11 protein-coding genes and 1 tRNA gene are annotated in these 17,046 nt (G+C 39.0%); 11 read left to right on the top strand and 1 reads right to left on the bottom strand.

The annotated features are described in order from the left end of the window. The first annotated feature begins 113 nt into the window (after positions 1–113). The 5 genes from VTAP4600_RS04690 to VTAP4600_RS04670 all read left to right on the top strand — a co-directional run bounded on the left by VTAP4600_RS04690 (position 114) and on the right by VTAP4600_RS04670 (position 7,586). Positions 114–2,537, top strand: a complete 2,424-nt coding sequence (locus VTAP4600_RS04690; protein WP_102521724.1) for a hybrid sensor histidine kinase/response regulator — start codon at positions 114–116, stop codon at positions 2,535–2,537. A 269-nt stretch (positions 2,538–2,806) separates the two neighbouring features. Further along, on the top strand, positions 2,807–3,256 hold the full coding sequence (locus VTAP4600_RS04685; protein WP_102521723.1) for an L-alanine exporter AlaE: 450 nt from the start codon (positions 2,807–2,809) through the stop codon (positions 3,254–3,256). Positions 3,257–3,411: 155 nt separating this feature from the next. Then, positions 3,412–3,499 (top strand) — tRNA-Ser (locus VTAP4600_RS04680). Positions 3,500–3,917: 418 nt separating this feature from the next. Beyond that, positions 3,918–4,094: an AlpA family phage regulatory protein gene (locus VTAP4600_RS04675; protein ID WP_102521722.1), complete on the top strand. Its 177-nt coding sequence runs from the start codon at positions 3,918–3,920 to the stop codon at positions 4,092–4,094. Positions 4,095–4,226: 132 nt separating this feature from the next. Then, complete coding sequence (locus VTAP4600_RS04670; protein WP_102521721.1) at positions 4,227–7,586, top strand: DEAD/DEAH box helicase; 3,360 nt, start codon at positions 4,227–4,229, stop codon at positions 7,584–7,586. Between the two features lie 80 nt (positions 7,587–7,666). On the opposite strand, the gene VTAP4600_RS04665 is transcribed toward VTAP4600_RS04670, so the two are convergent. Continuing rightward, on the bottom strand, positions 7,667–8,527 hold the full coding sequence (locus VTAP4600_RS04665) for a helix-turn-helix transcriptional regulator (RefSeq protein WP_102521720.1): 861 nt from the start codon (positions 8,525–8,527) through the stop codon (positions 7,667–7,669). Between the two features lie 115 nt (positions 8,528–8,642). Between VTAP4600_RS04665 and VTAP4600_RS26160 the strand changes: the two genes are divergently transcribed. The 6 genes from VTAP4600_RS26160 to VTAP4600_RS04635 all read left to right on the top strand — a co-directional run bounded on the left by VTAP4600_RS26160 (position 8,643) and on the right by VTAP4600_RS04635 (position 16,753). Further along, positions 8,643–8,912 (top strand): competence protein CoiA family protein, encoded by a 270-nt coding sequence (locus VTAP4600_RS26160; RefSeq protein ID WP_231897875.1) that lies wholly within the window; start codon positions 8,643–8,645, stop codon positions 8,910–8,912. Next, positions 8,909–10,255 carry a coiled-coil domain-containing protein gene (locus VTAP4600_RS04660; protein WP_231897874.1) on the top strand — a complete coding sequence of 449 codons (1,347 nt, stop codon included), beginning with the start codon at positions 8,909–8,911 and terminating at the stop codon, positions 10,253–10,255. The genes VTAP4600_RS26160 and VTAP4600_RS04660 overlap by 4 nt, the downstream gene beginning before the upstream one ends. A 177-nt stretch (positions 10,256–10,432) precedes the next feature. Next, entirely contained in the window at positions 10,433–11,194 is a 762-nt protein-coding gene (locus VTAP4600_RS04655) for a virulence-associated E family protein (protein ID WP_231897873.1), read from the top strand. Between the two features lie 683 nt (positions 11,195–11,877). Continuing rightward, entirely contained in the window at positions 11,878–14,832 is a 2,955-nt protein-coding gene (locus VTAP4600_RS04650; RefSeq protein ID WP_102521718.1) for an AAA family ATPase, read from the top strand. A gap of 138 nt (positions 14,833–14,970) precedes the next feature. After that, positions 14,971–15,942: a hypothetical protein gene (locus tag VTAP4600_RS04645; RefSeq protein WP_145958554.1), complete on the top strand. Its 972-nt coding sequence runs from the start codon at positions 14,971–14,973 to the stop codon at positions 15,940–15,942. Between the two features lie 436 nt (positions 15,943–16,378). After that, positions 16,379–16,753: a glycoside hydrolase family protein gene (locus tag VTAP4600_RS04635; RefSeq protein WP_331813008.1), complete on the top strand. Its 375-nt coding sequence runs from the start codon at positions 16,379–16,381 to the stop codon at positions 16,751–16,753. The last annotated feature ends 293 nt before the right edge of the window (positions 16,754–17,046 follow it).

The following is a 17,046-nucleotide window of genomic DNA, read 5'->3' as shown; positions in this document are numbered from 1 at the left end:
TACCTTCATGTTGATGTCTGCTACAGTGTACCAAGCATTGGCCGAGCTAAAAAGACTTGATGAATAACGAGTGAGCATATAAGTTTTTACTATGTACTTCGAAGGTTAAGCTTATGAATATCCAATCTTCTCTAAAAAAGAAGAGCATTATCGCATTAGGGGTTTATCTCTGTTTTTTCATTACAGTGATTGGCAGTATCACCTATATCACAGTAGAACAGCCCACCAGAAGCAAGCTAGAGGATAATCTCGACCTTCGAACAGACTTACTCGCCAGTAATGTTGAAGCCACCTTAGAAAGCTCCTTAGGGCTACTACACAGTATTACTGCAATTACTGAGGTCACCGAATCTACCGATGATCTAAAACGTTTGCTGCCTCAAGTCATACTCAATAGCGATAATGTGATTGTCAGTGGGGGAATTTGGCCGATCCCGTACTCGGTTGATCCTAATGTGCGATTATCTAGCCTGTTTTACAATAAAACCCCGAACGGCGGTATTGACCGTATTGATCTATGGAACAACCCGGAATCGCCTGGTTATGATACCGAAGGCTGGTATCAAGGAGCGGTCGAGCAACCGCGAATGACCGTGCATTGGTCTGGCGTTTATATTGACCCTTATACCCACGTAAAAATGATCACCGCCTCTGCTCCCTATTTTCTTAAGGGTGAGTTTGCCGGGGTGGCAACGCTCGATATTTCACTGGCTCAGTTGATAGACATGGTGCAAGAGCACGCCAACACCTACGATCTTGGCTTGCTGCTAAAAGATGCCGATGGCCTTGCGATTCATGAACACAATTTTCAGCTGAATGAAGATATCTACATTTCCAGTAGTACCTTTGGTCCGTATCAATGGCGCATAGACGTTGTAAATGCGCATCGACGTGTAGCGGAAGAAGCGTTCAACTTTGTAAAAAACTTAGAGCTGGTTCTCGCGCCACTGCTGCTGCTGTGCGTGATGGTTGGGTATTACCTGATTAACCGATACCTAATTCGCCCCATTGTTATTATCGCAGACAAAGTATCTCGTTCTGATTCTGGTGAAGTCATCGAGTTTAACTACCGAAGCCAAGATGAGATCAGGCACCTTATCGATTGTTTTAACCAGAAAACTCAATATTTAGAAGAAGAAAAAGTTAGGGCACAAGCCTCGACCAAGGCTAAAACCGCTTTTTTGGCGACCTTATCCCACGAAATCAGAACACCGATGAATGGTGTTTTGGGCAGTGCACAAATCTTACTGAAAACAGAATTAAACGACCAGCAGTCCAAGCTACTGAACAGCTTATACGACTCAGGTGAGCACATGATGGTGTTGCTTAACGAGATCTTGGACTTTTCAAAGATTGAACAAGGGCAATTAGATTTAGTCAGCCACCCATTTGCGATACGGACCATCATCGGCAGTATAGAGAGTGTTTACCACACAATCGCAACAGAAAAAGGCCTCAATTTCAAAATTCATTCTACGCTCCCTGCGGATCGCTGGTATAACGCAGATAAAGCTCGGATACGCCAAATCCTATTTAACTTGCTCAACAATGCCATCAAATTCACCTCCCATGGTTTTGTGGAAATTTACCTCAAAGAAGTTCAAATAGAGGGCAAAGACTACCTGTCTATTACCGTGAGAGATACAGGGGTAGGCATCGCTGAAGAAGCACAACAACGCATATTTAAACCGTTTGAACAGGCAGAATCCACCACCACACGCAAATTTGGCGGAACAGGGCTAGGGCTTGCTATTGTTAAGCGCATCGCCAATGGCATGAATGGTGATATCACAGTGCAGAGTGAAGAAGGGATCGGTTCAAGCTTTACCGTTAATGTCGAAGTCGAAATCAGCTCGGCCTTTATTAAAACACGTATGCCAGAACGCACCGTTGATTGCTCGGGCCTCACTGTACTCATCGTGGAAGATAACCGTACCAACACCATGATAATGGATGCCTTTATGCGTGGGAAAGGGTTTGAAACCACCAGTGTAACGGATGGCGTTCAAGCTCTAAACGTATTGGAGCATACTGAGTTTGACATGATTTTGATGGATAACCATATGCCGGTGATGGACGGCGTTGAAGCAACCAAGAGGATACGTAAACTAACCAACAAAAATGCCAGTACGCTGATTCTAGGGTGTACCGCAGATGTATTCAAAGAGACTCGTGAAAAAATGCTCAATAGCGGAGTTGACGACATCATTGCAAAGCCAATTGATGAGACGGAACTGGACGATACCTTAATGAAGCATGCGCATCGTTTGCAATCCGGCAGACAAGAGGAAACACACTCTAGCCATAGCCCTGCAACACAAACAGCCGAAGAGCTCTTGGTTGAGCTGTATATAGCTTTAGACAACCAGTCGTTTAAGGACGCCATTCAGGCATTAGATAAAATGAGGCATTGTTATGATGCAACAAAAGATGGCCATATATTTGAAGTGATTAAGCGGATAGAAGCATCGCTTGCCCAAGAAGGCATGCCAACAAGTGAAGACTTAGACTACTTAACCATGAATACCCCAGATTAAGTCCGTTATAAAAGTATGAATCCGTTATAAATTAACACCACAAACGCACTAAATGGTTACTTTTTGACCGGAAGGCGGAAAGGTAGCGAATGATCCCAGTTATCCTGTAGAAAATAGAGGTAAATTTACTACATTTATTCAATTATGAAACTTTTAACTACTTAATGTGTGATTTAATAGCGACATAGTCTAGTTAGTGAGTTATTGACTGGCTGATAATTTTGGCGCTAGCGCTTTTGGTAAGTTTTAAGTTCTGTTTGAGGGTAACAATGAAAACTCGTGGGCCTTTTTGTCTCCGCAACGCCGCGGCAGACACCTTCGCTATGGTTGTTTTTAGCTTTATTGCTGGTATGGGAATCGAGATTTTTATCTCGGGCATGACATTTGAACAGTCTTTGGCGTCTCGCGTATTATCTATTCCTGTGAATATCGCAATTGCGTGGCCTTACGGCGTATTCCGTGATTGGGTGATGCGACAAGGGCTTAGATTGCAGCAAGGGAGTTTGATGAAAAAGCTGTGCGACCTGATTGCCTATGTTGCCTTTCAGTCTCCCGTTTATGCGATGATTCTCGTTGCGGTAGGCGCTTCTCCGGAGCAAATCGTAACAGCAGTAACGAGTAACGCCGTAGTTTCTTGCGTTCTTGGTGTGCTGTATGGCTATTTCTTAGATCATTGCCGCAAGTGGTTTAAAGTTCCGGGTTACTACCAAAGCGCTTAATACTTGTACTAATTGCTGGATTATTCGCTGTTTTAGTTATTTTGTAGCCAAACAGTTGGTAAAAGACATTTTTTTTCAGAAATAGACTTGACCCCAGCCCTTAGAATCATTAAATTAGCGCCTCGTTGAGACGCACAGTCCAACAAACAAAATACGGTGAGTTGTCCGAGTGGCTGAAGGAGCACGCCTGGAAAGCGTGTATACGGCAACGTATCGAGAGTTCGAATCTCTCACTCACCGCCAAATTCGAAAGCCCTGACTGAAAAGTCAGGGCTTTCTTCGTTTCAGTCCTTCGGGTTGTGGTGTATACCTGACTTGTCGCGAGCGCAATTGCGTGAGTACCAGTAAGCGTTCATTTTTGTGGTGCCTGTCCGTTCAATTTCAGTTTTGTACTTCTGTGCCAGGGCTTCTGCTGCCGTTTTAAGCAACTCATTTAAGCGTGATGGCTGGTGGGGTGGATAGTGAGTAGATTACATGACGTGTCTCCTGAAAGTGAACAGTGGTACCGATTCGCTTTGATGACATATATCTGAAAGGTTTTTGAATGAGGGATTAGCACTTACGGTAGAGACAGAGTGGAAGTCGTTGGAGTTTGGTTTGACCTTCTGAGTAAAAATTTAATGGCGGACTCCTGTTATGACGAATAACAAGGAGGCCACCAATAAGACTTTTAAAACTAAAAGAAGTAATGGAAAAGACCGCTCTGAACCGCTCTGAAATTTACAGAAAAATGAACGATGATGAGTTTCAAAAGTCCATCAGTTTAGGGGATAGGGCAGTGGCTTGGGTGGAAGGTGAGGTGGCGTTGTGGATGGAGGAATGTTTGATTTTGAGATGATTCAATGGTGGTCTGTTTTTAGGAGAGCCGTCACACTCTATCATTCTTCTTACATTCTTTATCGCCTTATGCAACTAGGCTGTATATTATCGTAACTTAATGATATTTGATGGTATTGATAGGTTTTGACTAGTGGATAGTAGAAATGAAGACTCGATAAAAATATTGAAATCCTGGCATCTAGTGGAGTTTTTTCAAGCCTACTCAGTACCAGACAAAGACGACAGTAAAATTGCACCAGTAAACGTATCAGAGCACGAATTACAGTCGCATGCTAATCATCTACTTCCGTGGTTAGATCCTGCAGCTCGTGAAAAGCTCGGTCTTACTCTAGGTAAAAAGTGTGTTTATACCCTATACCTGGGGTTGTTTGATAAATCGGCGATAGACAAAAAAGTTGCAGAGTACTTTTCTACCAACCGCCATGAAGGTTGCTTCTCTGAAGAGATAGAGCAAAGAAGAGACAACGAGGGGACGTCTTGCTTTGCCAAGTTGATGTTGGATGAGTTTGGTACTCCCCGACTTGATACCTTTTCGGTAAGCACGCTACCTTGGGCTTTAGCTGAGCTACTCGGGGGCAGGGCTGCGATGATATCTCAGGAACGATTTGATAGTCGGTGTGACGATCTTAACGAGTTTGTGGAACGCTGGACAAGAACCTTGCCAAGTCACCCCAACTCAGAAGGACGAGATACTCTTTGTGTAAAAACTATAATGAGTTTGGTCGAGGGACTTTATCAATGGGCAGGTATTTCTAATCGGGACCTACTGCCTTCAGTGAACTCGAAGATTTATCCATTTCAGATGGCCTTTTATGAATATGAGGCGAAGTCAGACTATCTGTTGGAGAATAAAAGGAGCTCAGAAAAAGCTGAAGACGATAATGAAGATGAATCTAACGATGAAGAATCTCAGTTACCGATTCTGAACAGCTTTTATATTCGAGATATAGAGCGCGCCATTAATGCTATTTCTACTGGCAGGGCTAGTAAACCCCTACAAACCTATCTGGGACAGTCCGGTCCTAAGCATGTCGATCTGTATACAAACGATTCGATACCATTGATTCATAACCATCTCAGCCCTAGAGGTACGCCAGAAGGAAGATGGCTGACAGACCCGGCGCACAACATGTCTTTAATGCAGCAGTTTGCTATCAATACAGTGTTCAAGGAGCTAGATACGGGCGGTCTTGTCTCAGTTAACGGTCCTCCTGGAACAGGAAAAACGACGTTATTGCGAGATATAATTGCACAAAATACCGTTGAGAGAGCGAAAGTGTTAGCGTCCTTTTCAAAAGCTCGCGACGGGTTAAGCCCTGAAGGGTTTCTTATTGAAGACCTCACTGACTTTGAAATGGTCGTTGCGTCCTCGAACAATGCAGCGGTTGAAAATATCTCAAAAGAACTTCCTCAAGCAAAATCAGTAGCTGGCAGATATGCTGAAACTGGTTTTTTTCGCTCTGTTGCCAATCAAGTAAGTGCTGATGAGAAGAAAGGTCGTTTGCAACCTTTGGACGATAAAAAGCAGACCTGGGGGAATATTTCTGCTGCTATGGGAGCTTACAAAAAGAGGCGAAAGTTTCTCGACCGCTTTTTCTTTAATTACTACTATGAAAAAGGCAAGGAGCCAGAAGTTAGAGATCCTTCTGTAGACTTCTTGAACTTTTGGCAGTACCGCTCAACTTATGCAGGTCCTTCTTTTAACTCGGCCAAAAAAACCTTTAACGAGAAGTTATCTCGTTTCCATGAACTCAATAACAAGCTAGCCGATTTTGAATGCTTACAGAATACTTTCGATGATCACAATTTCGATGTTGATTTACAACGAATGAATGATGCTCTAGATGAGCTAGAAAACTATGCTAGTTCGCTTTTTGTGGAGTTAGATGCCCTTAATTTAACAAGAAACGCGAAAGTCAAAAGGGAAGAAGAAATCGCAGTTTCCATAGAGCTGTTGAAGGTGAACAAGCCTGGTTGGTTCAGTCGGTTTTTTAACACCAAGAAAAATAGACAATACAAGGTCTCATTATCTCAAAAGCTAGGTGACTACGAAAATGTGAAAAAAGCTATTCGGCTGATAACTGGGGATGTTGAAGCCAAAGAGATCGAAGTAAAAGGATGTGCTAAGAAAATTTCACAGCAGCAGGTTGATATCGCATCTAAAGAGCTAGAGAAGAGGACGCTTCTAGATAAGTTAGATGCCTATGGAGAGGAGTTTAATGGGTATCACTTACCAGAAACTACTGATGATATTGAGGGGCATGACAGACAGAGACACGCGTGCTGGCAGCAGGAGAAGATTAATGCACTGAGGTCTGATGTATACGCTGCAGCGTTACTACTTCATGAGGCTTGGTTGATCGAGGCTAGCAATCTGAATAGTTTTCGATCGCAGATACATAAAGTTAGTGATGTTGTTTTAGGGAAGAGTAGCGAGAATGCACTAGCGATTTGGCAGATACTATTTATGTTTGTCCCCGTAGTTTCGACGACTTTTGCTTCATTGGGAAACATGTTTTCTAAGTTGCCCTCAGAGTCTCTAGGTTGGCTAATGATTGACGAGGCAGGGCAAGCAATACCACAAGCAGCTGTTGGAGGCTTGCTTCGCGCTAAGCGAGCCGTGGTTGTCGGGGACCCCCTACAAATCGAGCCAGTGTTTACTTCCCCTCCAGAGCTTATTGACTATTTAATGAGATCTAAGTTGCAAGAGGAATCGAAGAAATGGGACCCATGTATGTGGTCAGTTCAGACGTTAGCCGATCGCGTAAATCCGTATGGCTGTATGATAGATATGGACGGAGAAGACCAATGGATAGGAATCCCATTATGGGTTCATCGCCGGTGTATAGAGCCAATGTTTAGCATTTCTAACGAGATAGCTTACAACAATCGAATGATACATGGCTCAGATAATGCTAAAGACGTTGAGCCAAGAACTCATAAGGCTTTGGGGCATAGTTGCTGGAATGACTCTAAAGGAGACTGTGTACTGAAACAGTACAAAAGGGAGTTGGGTGAAGATGTCAAAGCCCTTCTACTCGAATTAGCAGAGCGCAATGGCGACTTAAGCAGCATCTATCTAATAACGCCATTTAAAGCGGTTAAAAAAGAGCTGAAAGAAGATTTGAGGCGTAGCAAGTCAGAGCTGCTTAATAATTCGATTTGGAATGGCAAGGAGTTTAACAACTTTTTGAAACACAACGTGGGGACTGTGCATACTTTCCAAGGTAAGGAGAATGATACCGTCATTTTGGTACTCGGTTGTGATGAAAAAAATAGTGGTGGGGCTTCTTGGGCTTCTTCAAAACCAAACTTGTTGAACGTTGCTGTTACTCGAGCTAAAAAACACTTGTTTGTTATCGGTGACACCAAGGTTTGGTCCGACAAGCGTTATTTTGACAAAACATACATGAAGTTGAGCCATGTTAATAAAGATGACTATTCACAGGGCAATAGCGCAACGAGCCGTAATGAGGCATTAGCCATTTAGGTTGCTATGAGCTCTAGAGTGTATACTTATACACCACACGAATAGTGAGTAGTATACTTCCGGAAGCATACTACTCGCACTTAGAAAACTAAATACGGTCTGAGCTCTTCAAAGTTCCCCAAGATGATCTGTTGCCCCTTGGGGTTCGAATTCAACACATTAATATCGATCCTATAAGCATCAAGAACATAGCGAACCAATGCTGCGTTCGTCGGTATTGCCAGTGTGCCTTTTTCCATACCGTAGTCGTGTGAAATAACTTTGGCCTGGGCTTCGGTCAATCTTGAGTCGGGGATTAACTTAATAGAGAGATGAGTGTTCCAAAGCTTATCTTGTTCTTTCTCTTTTATTTTTTTTGTCTCAAGAGTTGGAACACCTCGAATTCGGCTCAGCACGAAATCTCGATAATCTTCTGAGTGCTCGCAATAAGCACGGACGTGCCAGCGCAATGGTGTACAAACGAGTGTATGTGGAGAGATGATTCGTTCTACTTCCTCACCATTTTTCAATGATGTGTAGCTTAAATCGACACGTTTCTTCTCTCTGATACCTTGAACTAATGGTCGTAATATTTCAGGTGTAATGTTGCGTGTTACTGGGCGAACCATCGTAGTATTTTCAAAGCCCATATCAAGCTCATCGAAAGTCACAGTCATATCTTCACTTCGAGAGAGGATGTGTAAATACTCATCGGCATGACCGCTCGTTAACTTTGGAATAAAGCTATCACTGGGTTTGTAGCCTTTTAACTGCTTATCGTAGACAAGGTTGCAAGGAGCAATTTCTGCCAGGTAAGTGTTGATATCTTTGGACGCTTGCTGCCTACCAATACCAAAGCTTTTAATCAAATGGTTAGTCGTTAGCCTACCTTCCCACAGCGCAATGACTTCTATCATTCTGTATCGAAGTAAAAGATCCCATCTTATTGGCCATTTACTCATAACTTACTCCTGCTCATTTATGCTACATGTATATGTAATCAGTATTTACCTGTAGTTAATAGCGTCATATTATTTTTTGGTCAGTATTACGTCAAGGGCTGTTTGGGAGAAAACCATGAGTGAAATTCACATCACAAGAGCGGTATATCAAGATACAAAAGAGTCGGTATCAATTGAAGACGTTGATAGTGGTCTCCAAGCCAATGTTGTATGTGCTTGTTGTGGCGCTAAATTGATTGCGAATAAGGGTCAAAAGAAAGCTTGGCACTTTTCTCATTATTTTGATGAAGCATGTGCCTTGGCGTACGAGACTCAACTGCACTTAACGGCGAAAGAATACTTTGCCGGTGTTGGCAAAATACCTATTTCATTAGAGGCTGGGTGACTCCAGATGCTTGCGCTGAACTAAAAGTATCTGATGTGAAAATTGAAGTCTATATGGATGGGCGACGACCAGATTTAGTAGCAACGGTTGGGAGTGAACAGTATTGGGTAGAGATAGCCAATAAGCACAAATGTGATGGTGATAAAATTTGGCATTGTCGAAGTAATAATAAAAATGTCATTGAAATAGACGTGTCAGAGTGTGGCCATTTAGATAAGTTTAATTCTTTGAAACACTGTTTAGTGCGTACGCAGTCGCTCAATGTTTGTAATGATTACCTCGATGATATTGCAAGCCATACTACAAAGAAGCATGAGACGGTTAGGAAGCAATTTGAAGCATTGATGCGCTCTCAAAAACTGCTAGAAGAAAAAGAGAGTAAGCAAGAGAATGCGAAGAAAACGTTAGAAGAGCGCATAGAAGAGCATCAGAAAAAGTATGAAGATCGCCTAGAGAAAATGAAGGTTCGTGAAAGCTCTCAAGATGAAATTCTGGCCGAGTTGGAAAAAGCAATTGAGTCCCATAAAACCCTTTTAGATTCAGCTAAATCGAGACATGCTCAAATTGAATCGGAGATAGTGGGTAAGGTTGAATCGAGGCTTAAGCAGCTTGATGAAGAAAACCAGTTAGTCATTGCGCAGTTAAGAGAAAAATCAGAAACTGAGTGGAAGCAGGAGCTAGAAAGTCGACATGTGGAGTTAGAAAAAGAGCTAGCTGATGAGTTTAATAGACGATTTCAACGTGAAATCGTGGTGATGGAAGAAAGACAACGAGCACATGAAAAACTAGCTCAAGAGTTCAAGGTTTTACAGCGCGAAAAATTCCTTCTGTGTGATGAAATTGAGTCTTTAGGTCTACGTAAGAAAGCTGTTTTGGAGCAACAAAGGCATGAGTTGCGAGAATCATTTGCTCCACTTATTGAGCAAAGAAATATTTTGACCGACGAAGTTACCGAATTGACAAAGCAGGTAAAAGAAAAATTGATAGAAGCTGATCTTGTCGACACTTATGCTAACAACCTTATTGAGGTAAGAGACTTCTGTCTAGCTCGTACTGACTACCGACAAACGATCAATAAACGAATGAATGAGCTTAAGTCAATAGAGCGTCAATCTAGGGAGCTAGCGCTTAATTATGAACAGAAATTCGAACGATTAGATGTAATGGTCAAAATCTCAAATGAATTCGTTAAAGCATTTAAGACTACCTTCGATTTGCTACAAAAGAAGGATCTTTTAAGTGAATTACCGGAAGCCTTAGTTAAGCGAATAAACAAGCACTCCCTTATGCTATCAAGAAATGCTCAAGAAGAGCTCGATGACCTTGAGCGGATGGAAGTTTAGTGGCATCGAAAATGTTGGATTGCGAACTGTGCTCAAAGTGGTTATTAATAAAGCGTTAGATCGTCTAATGGCATGGAGATCATTGCAGATTCCCCAATTTTCTCATTATTAGGATTTTCGACAAAACTATGTTTTAAAAGTAAGTTGGTGACGGTGCTACATGGCGATCAGTCCTTTATGAAAACCGCATTCATAGAGCGCATTGCTAAAGTGGTACCAGAGGCGTTCTTGGAAGGTGCAGAGCTCAACCCTGATAACAAAGATAGTGTGCTTTCATGCATTCGTTCTTGGATTGTTGAACTAGGAGAGCTAGAGCGTTCGACCAAAAATAGCCAAGGGGGCTTAAAAGCGTTCATTACGCGAGAGGTTGATACAGTGCGGCCACCGTATGCCCGAGCCGATATTAAGAAGCCTAGGCAAACTCATTTCATTGCAACGGTAAATGGTACTGATTTCTTGAAAGATGAAACCGGTAATAGCCGATATGCTGTGATCGAACTATCTGATGCAGTTGATATGGATAAGCTAAACAAGTTGCTTGGTTGGCACTTCAACGGAACTGGCGGCATTCGCCAGGTAGATGCAGAGCAGCTAAAGCAATTCTGGCTTGAGTTAAAGCATCTCTACCTTGGCGGTTTCGCTTGGATGCTAACGAAACGAGAGCAACAGCTCTCTAAACTGGCCGCAGATAAGCATGTTGATAAAGGGTGCTGGTATGTGGCCATCTTTGAGCATGTGACGGCTTATCAGGGTTCTGAGGCGCGAACAGGCGAATGGCAAACATCTACACAAGTATGCCAATACTTAGGTTTACCAACTCGTAACGTTCGACAAGTGGGTAAGGCGCTTACCTTATTGGCCAAAGAAGGCCATATTGAAGTGAAACTGCTAAGAGGTACCCAGCGTTATCTTATCCCTACTATTAACCATTCAAACTGATCCCACCTAAAAGGCTGCTAGAAATGGCAGCTTTCTTTTACTCCTAAGTTAACTCCAATCATTTCCTATTTTTAGCTGTTTCTGGATGCGCGCCATCTATTCATTATGGGTGACGAACTAGTCATTCTAAATGCGGCGACTTTGATAAACTGAACTGCAAAAAATCTAAACTTTAAGAAAGTTAATCCACCACTGTAGTATTTATGTATTTAATATCAGTTGGTTAAGTAGTGGTGGATTAAGTTTTTATCAATCCACCCTGATTCACCTAACCCACCCCAAAGTGGTGGGGTGGGTTGAATGGTGGGATAGGGTGGGTTAAATCATACGTGTTAATCCACCATGTTAAGCTTATGAAAATAATGGAAAATAATGGAAAATAAAGGAGTGTGGTGGATTAGGTGGGTTAAACTCCCGAAACTTTTATACCTTTTTGTTTTGTTGCGAAAATCGATGGTGATAGCGCATCACAGAAAAGGCTAAAAAGTGACTGGTTATGCTTATGGTGACGGGGAGAATAGAACATTGCTAGCGCGTTTTTCCCCAAACCTTCTTAGCTTTCGCTTTATGTATAGACTACTATTTTAGGTTATTCATTTGATTACATTAACTTTTCGCTTTTGGGTTACTCTAATTGAGATATACTAAATGTCTGTATGAGAAAGGTATCATAGGAAATTGAATTGAATTATCAAATAGAGCTTACTCTAGAGTTTAGAGACTACTTAAATGAACTTACAAATAATGAACAGGAAATTATTGTTGAATTTATCGATAAAGTAAAATATCAATATATTCTTCAAGATCTTATAGATACACAAGTTATCAAGCATATATCACTAAATTATTATCAGGTTAAAGTAGGAAGGTTTTTTTTAGTCATTAAATATAAATCAGATAAAGAATTAAGATTCATGTATTCATCTGATTCTTTTTTGGATGAAAATCGGATGGAATACAAATGGTATGACGTATACGAGTATCTTGCTGGTTTACTATCTGATTATTACTCTTCAGCCTTGGATAAAAAAGAAGTTTCGTTAAGTTTAATGTGTGAGCTTAAAGAAAGAAGTAGGTTTTTTGAGGTTAATGATTGGGCAAAAAATAAATTAACCATTGATCCTTTTGATATATTTCTAAGCGTAAGTGCTCGTGATTTAGAGTATGTAGATAGAATTGATAGACTAAATGTATTATTTGAATTTTTTACTGGTGATGAACTCGTATTTAAAAATGTAGTAGATTTCACCTGTAGACCTGTAATGTATTTTGCCAAAAATAGATCTGAACGTACTGATTTAGTGCAGGAGTCAACATGGGATCTTCTATATAAGGTGGTGAATTCTCTTGAGGTCGAATCTGAACTCATTGAAAGCATCATAGACAGCTCAACGCTTGACCTGAAGGCTATATCACAATTACTTTTTTGGTTGGGGAGTCGTGATTATGTATCATTGGATAAAATAACGTTAAGCTATCTTGATGTTATTTATGATGATGAGGTAGGTAAAAAAACTGCGGAATACCTATTATTTTGTCATGATAAAAATACAAACAGATACAAAGATTATGTATGGGATTCGAGAGAAAAAAGTGATTCTAAAAGCAATAAGACAATCCTTTTTGACGATTATATAAATGGTAAGGCTAGTGCTTGTGAAGAAGATAAAAAGCCATACAAATCTGATTTATCAATTAGTGTGATTGCAATTAGACCAATGAAGGGGTGCAGTTCTGAGTTTTTATCAACTCTAACTGAGGATGAATATTACATACTTGATGATTCGTTTTCTTTCAATGATGATTTAATTAGTAATTCTGGTAAAGAAAATGTCAGTATTTATAACCAAGATGATGTGAATGTAAATATTTCAGCTATTGTTGGAAGGAATGGTACAGGTAAAAGTTCGTTAATAGAGTTACTGCATGTAATGATAAATAATTTTTATTACAAAAGCGAAGGTAATAATATTGATATTAGGTATGTCAATGGTGTTTACTCAGAGTTGTATTTCAAATTAGACGGTATTTATAAGCTTTCAATAAAAAATGAAGAAATAGAGATTGTAAAATATAATGAAGGTGAAGATGGATATTTAAACCCTATAATAACCAATGAGAAACACTTAGAATTATCTAGGTTTTTCTATACTATTTCTGTAAATTATTCTCAGCATGCGATGAATTGCAGTAATGACAATGCTTGGTTAAATAAATTATTTCATAAGAATGATGCATACCAGACTCCACTTGTGATAGAGCCATTTCGGGATAAAGGAAATATTGATATAAACAGGCAAGAAGTACTAGTGAAGCGAAGACTTCTAAATAATCTATTGGAAATTGATTCTGGCGATAGTAAGATATTTAGCCATAGAAATATCAGTGAGTTTTATAAAGCTGATAGAGTCAAGCTTAAATTGAATATAAATAAAATTAATGTTATATCTAATGGAGTAATGGTGGAGGAATATGAAGATGAAATAGTAGAAACTATTTTATTATTCAGACGTGTATTTTCTATAGGAATTAGTTCTGAACCAAAAACAAGCTTGGATACTTGTAAAACATTAATTGATTATGCTGAGATCTATATTTTCAAAAAATTAGTAAATATTTGCTTAACTTACTCTGGGTATAAAAAATACTTTTGTACTGAAAATAATAAATTTAAACATGAATCTTTGAAAGATTTCCTTAATGTGTTAAAAGATGATGATAGTCATATTACGTATAAGTTGAATCAAGCTGCCAATTTTATATCCCATTCATATGAAAGTTTTTATCATAAAGAACCTGATAAAGAAAGCGTAATTTCTCTGGAAGAGTACTCGGGTTATATATCTGAACGAATAGGCGTTGGAAAATCAAAAAATATAAACTTTGTACCGCCATCATTTTTTGATGTTGACTTTATTTCAGATAAAGGAGTGGAGTACAAAACTTTAAGTTCAGGAGAAAAACAAAAAATATACACTCTAAACTCGATATATTATCACTTAAATAATATATCATCAGTAAGTGATGATATGGTCAAGTATTCACATGTTAATATCGTTTTGGATGAAGTGGAGCTATATTATCACCCGGAGCTTCAACGCTTATTTATTACTGATTTTTTAACTGGTCTTCGGGGCTTAGAGTTGAAATATGTAAATTCTATTAATGTAATCTTTGTAACGCACTCTCCATTTATAATCTCTGATATTCAGGAAAGTAAGATACTATTCTTAGATAGAAATGAGACTGGAAGTTCATTGAAAGTTGAATCATGTAAAAAGATAAAAACTCTTGGTGCAAATATACATGATCTTCTTATCTCAGGATTCTTTATGAAGAATTCTATAGGGGAGTTTTCGCATCAAAAAATTTGCGATATCGTAGATTTTCATAGAAAAGTTGTGTCAGATACTGGGATTAGTATTGAACAATTGAGGTCAGAATTTTCATCTAACGAACAAATATATGAATATATAGTGTCTAACATTGGAGAAGATTATATTAAGGGTGTATTGCAGGATCATTTGGATGAGATAAAAGAGAGGCTTTTAATAAGTGAAGATAATAAAGTTGCAAAAATAAACGAACTTCAAAGAAGAATTGATGTATTGAAAGGACTTCATCATGATTCCAATTAACTATCCTCGCAATCTTTCTAAATTCAATCAGGATTATATAGATAACTTTCAATTTACCGAGAGTTTTAAGAGGAAAGTAGTTAGGTTTTTTTCAAAAAAAAGTTCACTAAATCGGGTTTAAATATAAATCTTTCTGGTGTGTTAACTGGTGATTTTGACTACTTGATTACGTTAAATGAATCTTTACTTCCATTGCTATCCCAGGGTGACAAAAATTGGATAAATAAAACGTTCAATTATGATAAAAAGGGAAGCGTAGCTTATCAAAGGAAAATATCAAATTTCTTTATTAACAAAAGATATGATTTGAATCTTAATACATGTTACTTCTGTAATATTGATTATGTCAATGCATTTAAGGATACACAAGACTATCATCACAGCTTAGATTTTGTTAAACGGGCATCTATAGTTGATTTGTTAAAAATTGAAGGAGTAACGGAAATACGTGCCAGAAAAATAATTGAACAACGACCTACTATTACTAATATTAGCGATCTTAATATACCTGAAAATGTTAAAGACAACTTAGATAAAGTTGCTTTGAAAAAATCCCATAGCCATTTTACTTTGGATCATGTTCTTGATAAGAAGAAATATCCATTGTTCTCGTTATCATTATATAACTTCGTACCTTCTTGCTATTCTTGCAATTGTAAGTTTAAGAAAAATGAAGATATCTTGAATGGAACATCACTATCGTCATTAAGTCCAACTTCAAACTTATTTGATATAGACTACTCATCTAGATTCAAAGTTCTATTCTATAATGGAAAGAATATTTTAAACATTAAGAAGCCAAGTGATTTTATTATTGGTTATGAGACTGATTGTGAAAATATAAAGAACTACCTTGATATATTTAAAATTATAGGTAGGTATAGTTTTCATAAGAGAGAAATTATTAGTCTTTTAGATAATAAGAAGCGTTATAGTGAATCTAGATTAAATGAAATTGCCAAGTCACTAAATATAACATCAACGGATGTTAGGAAAGATATTTTTGGAAAAGAGTTATTTGAAGGAAATCTTGAGGATAAGAGTCTAACTAAGTTTAAAAGAGATATTGCAAGACATATTGGTGTTAAAGGTGTTAAAGGTGTTAAGTAGACATTGACTTTTAATCTTAAAAGGTGAACCGTTACCACATTGCAAAGCCATCATTTAATTGATAGGACTTTGTTGTTTCTGTTCATAAATTGAAGCGCCACTTTCTATTGTGAAAGCGGCGCTTTTTTGTGGGTGCTATATGTAAGAGAAGATTTCTTCATTTCTTACCTACCTCAACAGTTGCTTACTTGCGCTCACTGGCATGTTCTCTATACAAGATTGGCCAGTAATCATTGGTGTGATCATGGTGTTTATCACTTACGCAATTAATCGCATAATCAAATTGAAGATGTTTGATGAGATTCGCAGGCGACTAGTGTCGGAAGAACTATATGAAAACATTAGTCAGTAAACAATTTGTTCAGTAGCTGCTGTTCTCGCCATTGCGTCTAGCATTGCGCCTAACATGCAAAGTAGCTAACAAGGATTAGCATACATTGGAAGGTGTCGAACCGAAGCCGACCAATGCAGTGCTGATGTATGGACGAACGGTCTTGGCCACATAAAAGACGTTAAGTTAAGGGATGTCGTTACCAAAGAACAAATTGCTCGTAACTTTATCGCTGACGTTAAAGCTGCTGAAAGAGTAGTAAATCAACCTCTTGTTGTTGATGTCACTCAATCTCAATTCGATGTGCTCGTTAGCTTCGTCTTCAACCTCGGTGCTGGTAACTTCAAGCGTTCAACCATACTTAAGCTGTTTAACAAGAACCAATCACAAAAAGCGAGCTTAGAGCTGCAACGTTGGACCTATGTTAACGGAAAAGATTGTCGTTCCCCTGATAGCCAATGTTCTGGGGTGGTAGGCTAAAGTGGATCAACACGGGGGAACTGGACCATCAATATTGGATATTTGGTTTAGCTACTTTCTATTAGTAATGGTTATTGATAGTTTGCTAATTTAGCATGAGCGCTGGCACATTTCTGTCCAAAAATGAGTTTTAAACTTTAATGCCTGCACTAAGGCTTATGTAAACGACAGAATGCGGCCTAGAAAGATAAAATGACACTGCTCTCTGTTGTCCACCGACAGCATCTTTAAAGTGCGGGTGTAACTATCTGATATTAAAAAAGGGATTCGATTGAATCCCTTTTGCTTATTTT

The sequence above is a fragment of the Vibrio tapetis subsp. tapetis genome, from assembly GCF_900233005.1.
GTDB lineage: Bacteria > Pseudomonadota > Gammaproteobacteria > Enterobacterales > Vibrionaceae > Vibrio > Vibrio tapetis.
Note: the sequence above shows the minus strand (reverse complement) of the source record. Positions and strands in the feature narration are given on the sequence as shown.